General features: G+C 65.9%; 10 protein-coding genes. 2 read left to right on the forward strand and 8 right to left on the reverse strand.

The window, feature by feature from the left end; translation table 11 throughout:
- Positions 1-106 precede the first annotated feature (106 nt).
- The gene (locus ACQR0U_RS00005) at positions 107-2,317 is read right to left on the reverse strand and encodes a primosomal protein N' (RefSeq protein ID WP_315750634.1); all 2,211 of its coding nucleotides are present in this window, start codon (positions 2,315-2,317) and stop codon (positions 107-109) included.
- Between the two features lie 316 nt (positions 2,318-2,633).
- Here ACQR0U_RS00005 and ACQR0U_RS00010 point away from each other — a divergent pair, with 316 nt between their 5' ends.
- Positions 2,634-3,536, forward strand: coding sequence for a tyrosine recombinase XerC (locus tag ACQR0U_RS00010; protein WP_316226844.1), 903 nt, complete (start codon positions 2,634-2,636; stop codon positions 3,534-3,536).
- A gap of 81 nt (positions 3,537-3,617) precedes the next feature.
- Positions 3,618-4,208 carry a DUF4337 domain-containing protein gene (locus ACQR0U_RS00015; protein ID WP_315715931.1) on the forward strand — a complete coding sequence of 197 codons (591 nt, stop codon included), beginning with the start codon at positions 3,618-3,620 and terminating at the stop codon, positions 4,206-4,208.
- Between the two features lie 201 nt (positions 4,209-4,409).
- On the opposite strand, the gene ACQR0U_RS00020 is transcribed toward ACQR0U_RS00015, so the two are convergent.
- From ACQR0U_RS00020 to sucC, 7 genes are all read right to left on the reverse strand, one after another.
- Positions 4,410-4,940: a hypothetical protein gene (locus tag ACQR0U_RS00020; RefSeq protein WP_316200557.1), complete on the reverse strand. Its 531-nt coding sequence runs from the start codon at positions 4,938-4,940 to the stop codon at positions 4,410-4,412.
- Positions 4,941-5,069: 129 nt separating this feature from the next.
- Positions 5,070-6,473: a dihydrolipoyl dehydrogenase gene (gene lpdA, locus ACQR0U_RS00025; protein WP_316200556.1), complete on the reverse strand. Its 1,404-nt coding sequence runs from the start codon at positions 6,471-6,473 to the stop codon at positions 5,070-5,072.
- Between the two features lie 45 nt (positions 6,474-6,518).
- The gene (locus ACQR0U_RS00030) at positions 6,519-7,265 is read right to left on the reverse strand and encodes an SDR family oxidoreductase (RefSeq protein WP_315715928.1); all 747 of its coding nucleotides are present in this window, start codon (positions 7,263-7,265) and stop codon (positions 6,519-6,521) included.
- A 68-nt stretch (positions 7,266-7,333) separates the two neighbouring features.
- Positions 7,334-8,572 carry a 2-oxoglutarate dehydrogenase complex dihydrolipoyllysine-residue succinyltransferase gene (odhB, locus tag ACQR0U_RS00035; protein WP_315715927.1) on the reverse strand — a complete coding sequence of 413 codons (1,239 nt, stop codon included), beginning with the start codon at positions 8,570-8,572 and terminating at the stop codon, positions 7,334-7,336.
- 137 nt (positions 8,573-8,709) lie between these two features.
- The gene (locus tag ACQR0U_RS00040) at positions 8,710-11,667 is read right to left on the reverse strand and encodes a 2-oxoglutarate dehydrogenase E1 component (protein ID WP_434842418.1); all 2,958 of its coding nucleotides are present in this window, start codon (positions 11,665-11,667) and stop codon (positions 8,710-8,712) included.
- A gap of 139 nt (positions 11,668-11,806) precedes the next feature.
- On the reverse strand, positions 11,807-12,691 hold the full coding sequence (gene sucD, locus ACQR0U_RS00045; RefSeq protein WP_172184319.1) for a succinate--CoA ligase subunit alpha: 885 nt from the start codon (positions 12,689-12,691) through the stop codon (positions 11,807-11,809).
- 55 nt (positions 12,692-12,746) lie between these two features.
- Complete coding sequence (gene sucC, locus ACQR0U_RS00050) at positions 12,747-13,943, reverse strand: ADP-forming succinate--CoA ligase subunit beta (RefSeq protein ID WP_315715925.1); 1,197 nt, start codon at positions 13,941-13,943, stop codon at positions 12,747-12,749.
- Between the last annotated feature and the right edge of the window lie 60 nt (positions 13,944-14,003).

The raw sequence follows: 14,003 nt of genomic DNA on the forward strand, positions 1-14,003 counted from the left end.
TGCTTGACGAATCGAGCCGATTTTGAAGTGTCAACCATCTCCCCGAACACCCGTCAGCTATGTCCCCGGGCTGAACACTGCGCTCGCAATGACGGTGGAGAGAGCGCTACAAGAAGCTCTGCGGGTCGACGTCGACCTCGAGCTTGAGATTGCCCTTGGGCTTCTCGGCATGCGCCAGCCAGTGGCGCAGATAATCCGACAGGTCGAAATTGCGCGCCGACTTGAGCAGCAGCCGGAAGCGGTAGCGGCCCTTGATCACCGCGAGCGGCGCCTCAGCCGGGCCGAGCAGCAGCACGCCCTCCTCACGCGGCGCTGACGCGACCAGCCGGCGGGCGAAGCCTTCGGCAGTAGGCCGATCCCCCGCCGAGATGATCAGGCTCGCCAGCCTGCCGAACGGCGGATAGCCGGTGCGCTCGCGCGCGTCGATCTCGCTGGTGTAGAACGCCTCGCGGTCGCAGGCGACCAGCGCCTTCATGACGGGGTGCTCGGGCTGGTGGGTCTGCAGATAGCCGCGACCCCGCCCCTGCTCGCGGCCGGCGCGGCCGATCACCTGGTTCAAGAGCTGCCAGGTGCGCTCGGCGGCGCGCGGATCGCCATTGCCGAGGCCGAGATCGGCATCGACCACCCCGACCAGATTGAGCCGCGGAAAGTTGTGGCCCTTGGCGACGAGCTGGGTGCCGATGATGAGGTCGACGCGGCCTTCGGCGATCTCGGTCAGCTCGGCGCGCATGGTTTCGATCGAGGTGATCAGGTCGCTCGACAGCACCATGCTGCGCGCCTCAGGAAACAGCGCCGCCGCCTCCTCCTGCAGCCGCTCCACGCCGGGCCCCACCGCGACCAGCGATTCCTCGGCCGCGCAATGCGGGCAGGTCGGCGGCCGCGGCATCGAGAACCCGCAATGGTGACAGACCAGCCGCTGACGGAAACGATGATCGACCAGCCACGCGTCGCAGATGGTGCAGGCGAAGCGATGGCCGCAGGCGCGGCACAGGGTCAGCGGCGCATAGCCGCGGCGGTTCAGGAACAGCAGCGCCTGCTCGCCGCGCTCGATCGCGGTGCGGATCTCACCCGCCAGCCGCGGCGAGATGTAGCGGCCGCGCGGCGGCGGCTCGCGCCGGAGATCGATGGCCTCGATATGCGGCATGTGCTGGCCGCCGAACCGCGACGGCAGCGCGACGCGCTGATAGCGGCCCTTGCGAGCATTGACCTCGGTCTCGACCGAGGGGGTGGCCGAAGCCAGCACCACCGGAAATTTGGCGATGTGGCCGCGCACCACCGCCATGTCGCGGGCGTGGTAATGCGCGCCCTCGTCCTGCTTGTAGGCCTGATCGTGCTCCTCATCGACGACGATCAGGCCGAGATCGGCATAGGGCAGGAACAGCGCCGAGCGGGCGCCGACCACGACCGGCGCCTCGCCGGCGGCGATCGCCGCCCAGTTGCGCTGGCGCGTGCGCGGGGTCAGCTCGGAATGCCATTCCAGCGGCCGCACGCCGAAGCGGCGCGAGAAGCGGTCGAGGAACTGGCCGGTGAGCGAAATCTCAGGCATCAGGATCAGCGACTGCCGGCCGCGGCGGACGGTCTCGGCGACCGCCTCGAAATAGACTTCGGTCTTGCCGGAGCCGGTGACGCCGTCGAGCAGCGCGACCTGGAAGCCGCCATCGGCGGCCAGCGCCCGCATCGCCGCGACGCCGGCCAGCTGCGCGTCGAAGAACTCGGGCTGCGCGAACGACGGATCGGGCGCCGGCGGCGGCAGCGCACGCGGCATCGCCTCGACCGTGAGGGTCCCCTCGTCGACCAGGCCGTCGATCACGCTGCTGGAGACGCCGATCTCGCGGACGAGGTCGGACTTTCCATGCAGCAGACCGTCGGACACCGCCTCGATCACCCGCCGCCGCGCCGGCGTCAGCCGCTTGGGCGGCTCGCCGACCAGGCGGACGCCGAGCCGGACACGCTCCGGGCCGAGATGCTCGCCCATGCGCAGGCACATCCGCAGCACCATGCCGCGCGGCGACAACGTGTAATTGGCGACCCAGTCGACCAGCGAGCGCAGCTCCGGCTTGAGGGGCGGCACCTCGAGCTTCTCGCTGACGTCCTTGAGCCGGTTGTGCAGCCGCGGATCCGGATTGGCATTCTCCGCCCACACCACCGCCAATACCTCGCGCGGCCCGAGCGGCACGCCGACGATATCGCCCGGCTTCAGATCCATGCCGCGCGGCACGCGGTAGGAATAGGTGTGGTCGAGCGCGACCGGAACCAGCACGTCGACCACGCCGGTCGTGCTGGCTGCACCTGGAAAGAGGTCGGTCGCGCGGTCCATGAGGGCGGAGATAGCCTTGCTCTGGCTGAAGCGAAAGCCGCCCGGCAAAGTTAGCGAACGGTAAAGGACGACAGTGCGATATACATGACTCGACGAGATGAGATCGAGCTGTTCCCGCGAGCGCCATTGCACTCCCTCTTCCCGCTCTTGCGGGGAGAGGCGCAAACCGAGTTCGCGGCGATCGACAACGCTTCACAGCGACCCATCCGTGGGCACGGACGCCATGGCAAAGCAAACAGAGCCGACTCACGCGGACACGGACGAAGAGTCTGAGGCCACCGCCCTCCTCGGCGCCGACGAGGGCGTCGTCCAGGCCATGATGCAGTGGCTGGCGCATCTGCGTAGCGAGCGCCGGCTATCTCCGAAGACCGTGGAGGCTTATGCCCGCGACCTCCGGCAGTGCCTGCAATTCCTCTGCATCCATTGGGGCGAGCCGGTGACGCTGGTGCGCTTCGCGGGGCTGGAGGCCGCCGACATCCGCGCTTTCATGGCGATGCGCCGCGCCGACGACATCGCCGGACGTTCCCTGATGCGAACCTTGGCGGGCCTGCGCTCGTTCGGGCGCTTTCTGGAGCGCGAGGGCAAGGGCAAGGTCGGCGCCCTCTCAGGAATCCGCGCGCCAAAGATCGCCAAGAGCCTGCCGAAGCCGCTGCCGATGGACGCCGCCAAGCGCCTCGCCGATGCCGACGAGCGCGCCGGCGAGGCCCGCGAGACCTGGGTGCTGGCACGCGACGCCGCGGTGATGGCGCTGCTGTATGGCTCCGGCCTGCGCATCTCCGAGGCGCTCGGGCTGAAACGCCGCGAAGTGCCGCGCCCCGGCGAAGGCGACGTGCTGGTCGTGACCGGCAAGGGCAACAAGACCCGGATGGTGCCGGTGCTGCAGAACGTGCTGCAGCTGATCGACGAGTATGCCAGGCTTTGCCCGTACCCGCTGCCTGCGGAGGGGCCGATGTTTCTGGGCGCCAAGGGCGGTCCGTTGAGCCCGCGCATCATCCAGCTCGCGATGGAGCGGCTGCGCGGCGCGCTGGGCCTGCCCGACAGCGCCACGCCGCACGCGCTGCGCCATTCCTTCGCCACGCACTTGCTGTCGCGCGGCGGCGATCTGCGCGCGATCCAGGAGCTGCTCGGCCACGCCTCGCTGTCGACGACGCAGATCTATACCGGCATCGATTCGGAGCGCCTGCTGCAGGTCTACGCGTCAGCGCATCCGCGACGGTGACATTTTTCGTTCATATCGTTTCGCTTGCGCTGTCCCCCCGGTTCCGGCAATCGTCTTGGCTGCTTGATCCGGAGGGGACAGATGAGCGCACATGAGAGCATGGAGCATGCGGAGCATGCCGAGCACGCGTCCGGCGAAAACAAGAAGATCGCGCTGCTGATCGCCGTCATCGCCCTGTTCCTGGCGCTGTCCGAAACGCTCGGCAAGGGCGCGCAGACCGAATCGATCAGCAAGAACGTCGAGGCCTCCAACCTCTGGGCCTTCTTCCAGGCCAAGACCGTTCGCCGCACCGTGGTGCAGACCGCCGCCGAGCAGGGCAAACTGAGCTTGCCGGCGCTGCCTGACGAGGCGGCCAAGGCGGCGTTGCAGAAGCAGATCGACGATTGGCAGAAGAATGCTGCGCGCTATCGCTCCGAGCCCGAAACCGGCGAAGGCAGCGAGCAACTCGCCGAGCGCGCCAAGCATGCCGAGCACGAACGCGACGAGGCGACGGCAAAGTACCACCACTATGAGCTCGCGTCGGCCGCCTTCCAGATCGGCATCGTGCTGGCGTCGGCGACGATCATCACGGGAATGATCGTTCTGGCCTGGGCCTCCGGAGGACTCGCGCTGATCGGCATTGCCATGACGTTGCTCGGCCTGTTCCAGCCGCATCTCTTGCATCTGCATTAGTCACGAGGGCCGTCATTCCGGGGCAAGGCCGCATGCCTTGAACCCGGAATCTCGAGCTTGGCTTGCGTTCGTTCTCTTTCACCTCGAGATTCCGGGTTCAATCGTCAGCGCGCAGCCGCGTTGCGGCTGCACGCAGCCGATTGCCCCGGAATGACGAAGAATGTGGCCCGGTCGAACGAAGCTGCGTGATGACGTCCGAGGTCAGCGCGCCTGCTGCACGCTCCTGCGGAAGCGCATGATCACGCGCAGCACGCGCGATGACCAGCCATCGGCATTGCCGTGGATGATCTCGCGGATGCGCTGCTTGATAGGATCGACCAGCGCCGCGGCTTTCCTGCGCAGCGCGAGCACGGCCTCGTAGAGCCACGCGAACCAGGACATCTGCAGCAGCTTGCTGCGCGTCACATCGAAGATGAAGGCGGTGACGCCGACACCGACGATCTTGCCGAACACGATCGTGGCCAGCGCGAGCTTCCACTGCTGGTGCATCAACAGCCACATGCCGATCAGCTTGAGCGGAAACAGCAGCACGACCGGCACGACGAAGACGATCAGGGTCAGCGCCGGCGACAGGGTCTCGATGCGCGCGGCCAGCCAGTGCTTGAAGCTACGCAGTGGGATCGCGGCGACGATGCGCGCCACGATCGGCTCGAGATGGTCCCACAGCCAGGCTTCGATCAGGAAGATGATCGCAAGCAGAACCCAGAACGGCTGAAGCAGGCGGCGCAGCATCGGACTCCATCTCCGCCAGGCCCCGGGGGTTGAGGCCGCTATGACGATACGACCTCGCGCCTTGCCGTTCGGTTCAGCGTCATAAGCGGGCGTTTTGTCGCACCCACCGAAGGCGCCTCCGGGCGTCCATCACATATGGATGGCCCGCTTACCCACCGCAAGCGCGGCTTCCTTCACGGCCTCCGACCGTGTCGGATGCGCGTGGCAGGTGCGCGCGAGATCCTCGGCAGAGCCACCGAACTCCATCAATACGGCGGCCTCGTGAATGATTTCCCCGGCCTCGCGGCCGATGATATGGGCGCCGAGCACGCGATCCGTCTTCGCATCGGCTAGGATCTTCACGAAACCGTCAGTGGTCTGGTTGACCTTGGAACGGCCATTCGCGGTGAACGGAAACTTGCCGACGGTATAGGCGACGCCGGCCTGCTTCAGCTCGTCCTCGGTCTTGCCGACGGAGGCCACTTCGGGCGTCGTGTAGACCACGCCCGGAATGACGTCGTAGTTCACGTGCCCTGCCTGGCCCGCGAGGATCTCGGCCACCGCGACGCCCTCGTCCTCCGCCTTGTGCGCGAGCATCGGGCCCGCAACGACGTCGCCGATGGCGTAGACGCCGGGCACGCTGGTCGCGAAATGGTGATCGATCTGGACACGACCGCGGTTGTCGAGCGCGACGCCGGCCTCCTGCAGCCCGAGTCCCTCGGTGTAGGGCACGCGACCGATCGCGACCAGCACGACATCGGCTTCGATCTTTTCAGCCGCTCCGCCCGCGGCGGGCTCGATGGTCGCCGAGAGCGTAGCCCCGGACGTATCGACACCAGTGACCTTGGCGCCGAGCTTGAACGCAAAGCCCTGCTTCTCGAGGATGCGCTGAAACTGTTTTGCGATCTCGCCATCCATGCCGGGCAGGATGCGGTCGAGGAATTCGACCACGGTGACCTTGGCGCCGAGGCGGCGCCACACCGAGCCGAGTTCGAGCCCGATCACGCCGGCGCCGACCACCAAGAGCGTCGAAGGCACCTTGTCCAGCGACAGAGCTCCGGTCGAGGACACGATGCGCTTCTCATCGATCTCGATGCCCTTGAGCCGCGCGATGTCCGAGCCCGTCGCGATCACGATGTTCTTGGTCTCGACGGTCTGCACGGCGCCGTCATTGCCGGTGACCTGCAGCTTGCCGGTGCCGAGGATCCTGCCCTTGCCCACGAGCACGTCGATCTTGTTCTTCTTCATCAGGAACTCGACGCCCTTGACGTTGCCGTCGATGCCCTGCTGCTTGAAGTTCATCATCGCCGGCAGATCGATCTCGGGCTGGGGCACCTTGATGCCCATCTTGGCGAAGGAGTGCCCGGCTTCCTCGAACAGCTCCGAGGCGTGCAGCAGCGCCTTCGACGGCATGCAGCCGACATTGAGACAGGTGCCGCCGAGGGTGGCGTTCTTCTCGACCACGGCCACCTTCATGCCGAGCTGTGCTGCGCGGATGGCGCAGACATAACCACCGGGTCCGGTGCCGATGACGACGAGATCGTAGGATGCCATGATCGAATGTTCCGTAAGCTTGCAAGTCAGAGATAGCGACGGTCGTCAGCGTCCGCCCGACACGTCGAGAATGGCCGAAGTGACATAGGAAGCCTCGTCCGACAGCAGCCAGACGATGGCATTGGCGATTTCCTCCGCGGTGCCGACGCGCTTCATCGGCACCAGCGGGGCGAGACGATGGGCGCGATCGGGCTCGCCGCCGGAGGCGTGAATATCAGTGTCGATCAGCCCTGGGCGAATGGCGGCGACGCGGATGCCTTCATTGGCGACCTCATGACCGAGGCCGACGGTGAAGGAATCGATCGCGCCCTTCGACGCCGCATAATCGACGTAGGTATTCGGCGAGCCGAGCTTGGCGGCGACCGAGGACAGGTTGATGATCACGCCGCCCTGTCCGCCATGCCGCGTCGACATGCGCTTCACCGCCTCACGTGCGCACAGGATGCTGCCGGTGACGTTGACCGCCATCAAACGCTCGATGCGCTCCGCGCTCATCTCGTCGACGCGCGTGGTCGGACCGACGATGCCGGCATTGTTGATGAGCGCGCCGAGCGTGCCGAACTTGTCCGCCGCCTTGAACAGAGCGAGGATGTCGTGCTCGCGGCCGACGTCGCATTTGACTGCGATGGCCTTGCCGTTCTTGGCCTCGATCGCGGCCACCGTGCTCTGTGCCGCGGCCTCGTTGGAGGCGTAGCCGACCACGATCTTGAAGCCGCGCGATGCGGCGGCGATGGCGGTGGCGCGGCCGATGCCGCGGCTGCCGCCGGTGATCACTGCAACCCTGTCGGTCATGATGGCCCCCGTTAGGTCTGAGGCGCGCTCATGAAGCGCGCCTCATGTCTTCAAGTCGTCGCGTGCCCTCAGAGATCCAGCACGAGCCGTGCTGGATCCTCCAGGCTTTCCTTGACGCGCACCAGGAACGTCACGGCTTCCTTGCCGTCGATGACGCGGTGATCGTAGGACAGCGCCAGATACATCATCGGGCGGACTTCGATCTTGCCGCCGACCACCACCGGGCGCTCCTGGATCTTGTGCATACCGAGGATGCCGGACTGCGGCGCGTTCAGGATCGGGGTCGACATCAGGGAGCCGTAGATGCCGCCATTGGTGATGGTGAAGGTGCCGCCCTGCATCTCGTCGATCTTGAGCTGGCCGTCACGGGCGCGGCGGCCGAAATCGGCGATGCCCTTCTCGATGTCGGCGATCGACTTGTGGTCGCAGTCGCGCACGACGGGCACGACCAGGCCCTTGTCGGTGCCGACGGCGACGCCGATGTGATAGTAGTTCTTGTAGATCAGGTCGGTTCCGTCGATCTCGGCGTTGACCGCCGGGATGTCCTTGAGCGCCTGCACCACGGCCTTGGTGAAGAAGCCCATGAAGCCGAGCTTGGAGCCGTGCTTCTTCTCGAACACGTCCTTGTACTGGCTGCGCAGCGCCATGACGTTGGTCATGTCGACCTCGTTGAAGGTCGTCAGCATCGCCGCGGTGTTCTGCACGTCCTTGAGGCGGCGCGCGATGGTCTGGCGCAGCCGCGTCATCTTCACGCGCTCCTCGCGCGCGGCGTCGTCGGCCGGCGACGGCGCACGCACCTGGACCGAGGCGGCGGGCTGATTGACCGGGGTCGGCGCGGACGCTGCGCGCTCGATGGCGGCCAGCATGTCGCCCTTGGTGACGCGGCCGTCCTTGCCGGAGCCCGGCACGGTGGTCGCATCGACGCCGCTCTCGGCCGAGAGCTTGCGAACCGACGGCGCCTGCGGGGTATCGGCGGGCAGCGCCTTGGCAGGGGCGGGAGCCGCAGCCGGCGGCGCAGCGGCAGCCGGCTTCGCCGGAGCCGGAGCAGCAGCGGCGGGCTTGGCAGCCACGGCGCCATCCGTGATCTGGCCGAGCAGCGCGCCGACGGCGACCGTCTCACCATCCTTGGCGATGATCTCGCCCAAGGTGCCGGCCGAAGGCGCGGGCACCTCGATCGTGACCTTGTCGGTCTCGAGCTCGACGAGGGGCTCGTCGACCGCCACGGCGTCGCCTGCCTTCTTGAACCAGCGGCCGATGGTGGCTTCGGTGACGGATTCACCCAGCGTCGGAACGCGAATTTCAGTCATGGTCTTTATCCTCAATAACCCGTGCGGTCATAAAGCCGGTCCGCCATCGCCTTGCGGCGAGCAAGCGATGCGGGACGGACGATCAACGCGATGTACTTGCGCCCCGCAGATTGCGGGGCGCGTCAAAAAAGGCAGGTTCAGTTCAGGGCTTCGTCGAGCAGCGCCTTCAGCTGGGCGAGATGCTTGGACATCAGGCCCGTGGCGGTCGCGGCCGACGCAGCACGGCCGGCATAGCGCGGACGCTTGCTCTTGCCGCCGGTCTGGTTCAGCACCCACTCGAGATACGGCTCGATGAAGTGCCACGCGCCCATGTTGCGCGGCTCTTCCTGACACCACACGACTTCTGCGTTCTTGAAGCGGCCGAGCTCGGCGACCAGCGCCTTGAGTGGCACCGGATAGAGCTGCTCGACGCGCATCAGGTAGACGTCGTTGAGCCCGCGCTTCTCGCGCTCGTCGTAGAGATCGTAATATACCTTGCCCGAGCACAGCACGATGCGGCGGATCTGGTCGTCCGGCACCAGCTTGGTCTTGTCGTCCGCCTGCATCTGGGCGTCATCGTACAGGATGCGATGGAACGTGGTGCCCTTGGCGAGCTCCTCGAGCCGCGACACCGCGCGCTTGTGGCGCAGCAGCGATTTCGGCGTCATCACGATCAGCGGCTTGCGGATCTCGCGATGCAGCTGCCGGCGCAGCACGTGGAAGTAGTTTGCCGGCGTGGTCGGATAGACCACCTGCATGTTGTCCTCGGCGCACATCTGCAGATAGCGCTCGAGGCGTGCCGAGGAATGCTCGGGGCCCTGGCCCTCATAGCCGTGCGGCAGCAGGCAGACCAGGCCGGACATGCGCAACCATTTGCGCTCGCCCGACGAGATGAACTGGTCGAACAACACCTGAGCGCCGTTGGCGAAGTCGCCGAACTGCGCCTCCCACAGGGTCAGCGCGGTCGGCTCTGCGAGCGAATAGCCGTATTCGAAGCCGAGCACGGCTTCTTCGGACAGTAGCGAGTTGATGACCTCGAAGTGGCCCTGCTCCGGCGCCAGATGGTTGAACGGCGTGTAGCGGCTCTCGTCCTCCTGATCGATCAGCACCGAATGGCGCTGCGAGAAGGTGCCGCGCTCGCTGTCCTGGCCGGAGAGGCGAACCTTGTGGCCTTCGAGCAGCAGCGAGCAGTACGCCAGCGCCTCGCCGGTCGCCCAGTCGAGCCCGATGCCGCTCTCGATCGCCTTGGCGCGGTTCTCGAGGAAACGCTGGATCGTCCGATGCAGGCGGAAGCCGTCCGGCACCTTGGTGATCTTGCGGCCGATCTCCTTGAGGCGGTCGATCTCGACGCCGGTGACGCCGCGGCGCGCCTCCTCCTCCTGGTCGGCGGACTTGAAACCCGCCCACTTGCCGTCGAGCCAGTCGGCCTTGTTCGGACGATAGCTCGTGCCGGCCTCGAACTCGGCGTCGAGACGGGCGCGCCAGTCGGCCTTGGCCTTGTCGACCTCGCCCTCGGTCATCACGCCTTCGGCGACCAGCCGCTTGGAGTAGATCTCCAAGGTCGACGGATGGCCGGCGATCTTCTTGTACATCACCGGCTGGGTGAAAGCCGGCTCGTCACCTTCGTTGTGGCCATGCCTGCGGTAGCAGAACATGTCGATGACGACCGGCTTGTGGAACTTCTGCCGGAACTCGGTCGCGACCTTGGCCGCGAACACCACCGCTTCAGGATCGTCACCGTTCACGTGGAAGATCGGCGCATCGATCATCTTGGCGACGTCGGACGGATAGGGCGACGAGCGCGAATAGCGCGGATAGGTCGTGAAGCCGATCTGGTTGTTGACGATGAAATGAATCGAGCCACCGGTCCGGTAGCCTTTCAGATCCGACAGCGCGAAGCACTCCGCCACCACGCCCTGGCCGGCGAACGCAGCGTCGCCATGCATCAAGAGCGGCAGCACCGAGATGCGCATGTCGGGCGGATCGCCGTGCTGGTCCTGCTTGGCGCGGACCTTGCCGAGCACCACGGGGTCGACGATCTCGAGATGCGAGGGGTTGGCGGTCAGCGACAGGTGGATGCGATTGCCGTCGAACTCGCGGTCCGAGGAGGCGCCGAGGTGGTACTTGACGTCGCCGGAGCCTTCGACCGCGTCGGGATTGGCCGAGCCGCCCTTGAACTCGTGGAACAGCGCGCGATGCGGCTTGCCCATGACCTGGGTCAGCACGTTGAGGCGGCCGCGATGCGGCATGCCCAGCACGATCTCCTTCACGCCGAGATTGCCGCCGCGCTTGATGATCTGCTCCAGCGCCGGGATCAGCGACTCGCCGCCGTCGAGACCGAAGCGCTTGGTGCCGGTGAACTTGACGTCGCAGAACTTCTCGAAGCCTTCGGATTCGATCAGCTTCTGCAGAATCGCGCGACGGCCCTCACGGGTGAACGAGATCTCCTTGTCCGGCCCCTCGATGCGCTCCTGGATCCAGGCCTTCTGCGCTGCGTTGGTGATGTGCATGAACTCGACGCCAAGCGTCTGGCAATAGGTGCGCTCGCAGATCGCGACGATCTCGCGCAAGCTGCCGTATTCGAGGCCGAGCACGTGATCGAGGAAGATCTTGCGGTCGTAGTCGGCCTCGGTGAAACCGTAGGAACGCGGGTCCAGCTCCTCGCGGTTGCGCGGCGCCTCGATGCCGAGCGGATCGAGCTTGGCGTGGAAGTGGCCGCGCATGCGGTAGGCGCGGATCAGCATCAACGCGCGGACGGAGTCGCGGGTGGCCTGGTTGACGTCGGCCGCCGACAATTCGACGCCCTTGGCCTGAGCCTTCTGCGCAATCTTCTCGCCGACCTTCTTCTCGACGACGGCCCAGTTGCCGTCCAGCGCCGAGGTCAATTCGTCCCGGGGGGAGACCGGCCAGTTGCTGCGCGCCCAGGAGGGGCCCGACGCATTCTTCTGCACGTCGGCCGGCGCATCCTTCAGGCTCTTGAAGAACTCCTGCCATTCCGGGTCGACCGAAGCGGGATCCTTCTCGTAGCGGGCGTAGATCTCATCGATGTAGGTGGCATTGGTGCCCTGCAGAAAAGACGACAGGGCGAAGGCGACGTTCGCATCTTGGCGAGACATGGTGGCGTCCTGGTAATTTCGATGCGCCCAATCAAAACGGCGCAATGCCTGACCCGCGGGGGACGCGGATCAGGCTCGGGTTAGGACCGTTTACCTTATTTATTGTAAATATTCGCGCCGAAAAGCACTAAGTCCTGAATCAGGATTTCAACTTTTCGACAAGCGTCTTTCCGAGCCGCGCAGGCGACGGCGACACGGTAATACCAGCCGCTTCCATCGCGGCCGTCTTCGAGCCGGCATCGCCCTTGCCGCCGGAGATGATCGCGCCGGCATGACCCATGCGACGGCCGGGAGGCGCGGTGACGCCGGCGATGAATCCCACCATCGGTTTCTTGCGACCGCGCTTGGCTTCGTCCTTGATGAACTGCGCCGCGTCCTCCTCGGCCGAGCCGCCGATCTCACCGATCATGATGATCGAGGTGGTCTTGGGGTCAGCGAGGAACATCTCGAGCATGTCGATGAACTCGGTGCCCTTGACCGGATCACCGCCGATGCCGACCGCCGTGGTCTGGCCGAGACCTTCCGAGGTGGTCTGGAACACCGCCTCGTAGGTCAGCGTGCCGGAGCGCGACACGATGCCGACCGAACCGGGCTTGAAGATGTTGGCCGGCATGATGCCGATCTTGCACTCGCCGGCGGTCATCACGCCCGGGCAGTTCGGCCCGATCAGGCGCGACTTGGAGCCCTGCAGCGAGCGCTTGACGCGGACCATGTCCAGCACCGGGATGCCCTCGGTGATGCAGACGATCAGCGGGACCTCGGCGTCGATCGCCTCGCAGATCGCGTCGGCGGCGCCCGGCGGCGGGACGTAGATCACCGAGGCGTCGGCCCCGGTGGCCTCGCGGGCCTCCTTGACGGTGTCGAACACGGGCAGGCCGAGGTGGGTCGAGCCGCCTTTGCCCGGCGACGTGCCGCCGACCATCTTGGTGCCGTAGGCGATCGCCGCCTCGGAGTGGAAGGTGCCGTTCTTGCCAGTGAAGCCCTGGCAGATGACCTTGGTGTTCTTGTCGATGAGGATGGACATCGTGCTTTCTCTAAAAGCGTTGCGGTGAGGAATGAGCGAGCGCCTGGACCGGCGCTCAGCCTCCCTTGACGGCCTTGACGATCTTCTGCGCGGCGTCGTCGAGATTGTCGGCGGGCAGCACGTTCAGACCGGACTCGCTGATGATCTTCTTGCCGAGATCGACATTGGTGCCTTCGAGGCGCACCACGAGCGGCACCTTCAGGCCGACTTCCTTGACCGCGGCCACGACGCCCTCGGCGATGACATCGCACTTCATGATGCCGCCGAAGATGTTGACCAGGATGCCCTTCACGTTCGGGTCGGCGGTGATGATCTTGAACGCCGCCGCGACCTTCTCCTTGCTGGCGCCACCGCCGACGTCGAGGAAGTTGGCGGGCTCCATGCCGTAGAGCTTGATGATGTCCATCGTCGCCATGGCAAGGCCGGCGCCGTTGACCATGCAGCCGATGGTGCCGTCGAGCGCAACGTAGTTGAGGTCGTATTTGGAGGCCTCGATCTCCTTGGCATCTTCCTCGGTCTCGTCACGCAGCGCGACGACTTCCGGGTGCTTGAACAGCGCGTTGGAGTCGAACGACACCTTGGCGTCGAGCACGCGCAGCTGGCCCTGCTTGGTGACGACCAGCGGGTTGATCTCGAGCATCGCCATGTCCTTGGCGACGAACGCATTGTAGAGTTGGGTGGTGAGCTTCTCGGCCTGCTTGGCGAGGTCGCCGGAGAGCTTCAGCGCCTTGGCGACGGCGCGGCCGTGATGGCCCATGACGCCGGTGGCCGGGTCGACCGAGAAGGTCACGATCTTCTCGGGGGTCTCGTGGGCGACGTCCTCGATGTTGACGCCGCCTTCGGTCGACACCACGAAGGCGACCCTCGAGGTCTCGCGGTCGACCAGCAGCGACAGATAGAACTCCTTGTCGATATCCGAGCCGTCCTCGATGTAGAGGCGATTGACCTGCTTGCCGTCGGGGCCGGTCTGCACGGTCACCAGCGTCGCGCCCAGCATCTGCTTGGCGAAAGTGTTGACCTCGTCGATCGACTTGGCGAGGCGGACGCCACCCTTGTCGCCGGCCGAGGCCTCCTTGAACTTGCCCTTGCCACGGCCACCGGCGTGGATCTGGCTCTTCACGACCCAGACCGGGCCACCGAGCGTCTTCGCCGCCGCATCCGCGTCCTCCGGACGGAGAACCGGCACGCCCTTGGAAATCGGCACGCCGAACTCGTGCAGCAGTGCCTTGGCCTGATATTCGTGAATGTTCATAAGCGCTTGCTCCCCGAACCCGCGATGGGGTGACGACCAGAATTGTTGTTAGGATGTCTG

The organism is Bradyrhizobium sp. HKCCYLRH3097, assembly GCF_051167875.1.
Taxonomy (GTDB): Bacteria; Pseudomonadota; Alphaproteobacteria; order Rhizobiales; family Xanthobacteraceae; genus Bradyrhizobium.

Bases quoted from the DNA above. Each gene is read 5' to 3' on its own strand.
- ACQR0U_RS00005 (WP_315750634.1), bottom strand. From the start codon at position 2,317: ATGGACCGCGCGACCGACCTCTTTCCAGGTGCAGCCAGCACGACCGGC.
- ACQR0U_RS00010 (WP_316226844.1), top strand. From the start codon at position 2,634: ATGATGCAGTGGCTGGCGCATCTGCGTAGCGAGCGCCGGCTATCTCCG.
- ACQR0U_RS00015 (WP_315715931.1), top strand. From the start codon at position 3,618: ATGAGCGCACATGAGAGCATGGAGCATGCGGAGCATGCCGAGCACGCG.
- ACQR0U_RS00020 (WP_316200557.1), bottom strand. From the start codon at position 4,940: ATGCTGCGCCGCCTGCTTCAGCCGTTCTGGGTTCTGCTTGCGATCATC.
- lpdA (WP_316200556.1), bottom strand. From the start codon at position 6,473: ATGGCATCCTACGATCTCGTCGTCATCGGCACCGGACCCGGTGGTTAT.
- ACQR0U_RS00030 (WP_315715928.1), bottom strand. From the start codon at position 7,265: ATGACCGACAGGGTTGCAGTGATCACCGGCGGCAGCCGCGGCATCGGC.
- odhB (WP_315715927.1), bottom strand. From the start codon at position 8,572: ATGACTGAAATTCGCGTTCCGACGCTGGGTGAATCCGTCACCGAAGCC.
- ACQR0U_RS00040 (WP_434842418.1), bottom strand. From the start codon at position 11,667: ATGTCTCGCCAAGATGCGAACGTCGCCTTCGCCCTGTCGTCTTTTCTG.
- sucD (WP_172184319.1), bottom strand. From the start codon at position 12,691: ATGTCCATCCTCATCGACAAGAACACCAAGGTCATCTGCCAGGGCTTC.
- sucC (WP_315715925.1), bottom strand. From the start codon at position 13,943: ATGAACATTCACGAATATCAGGCCAAGGCACTGCTGCACGAGTTCGGC.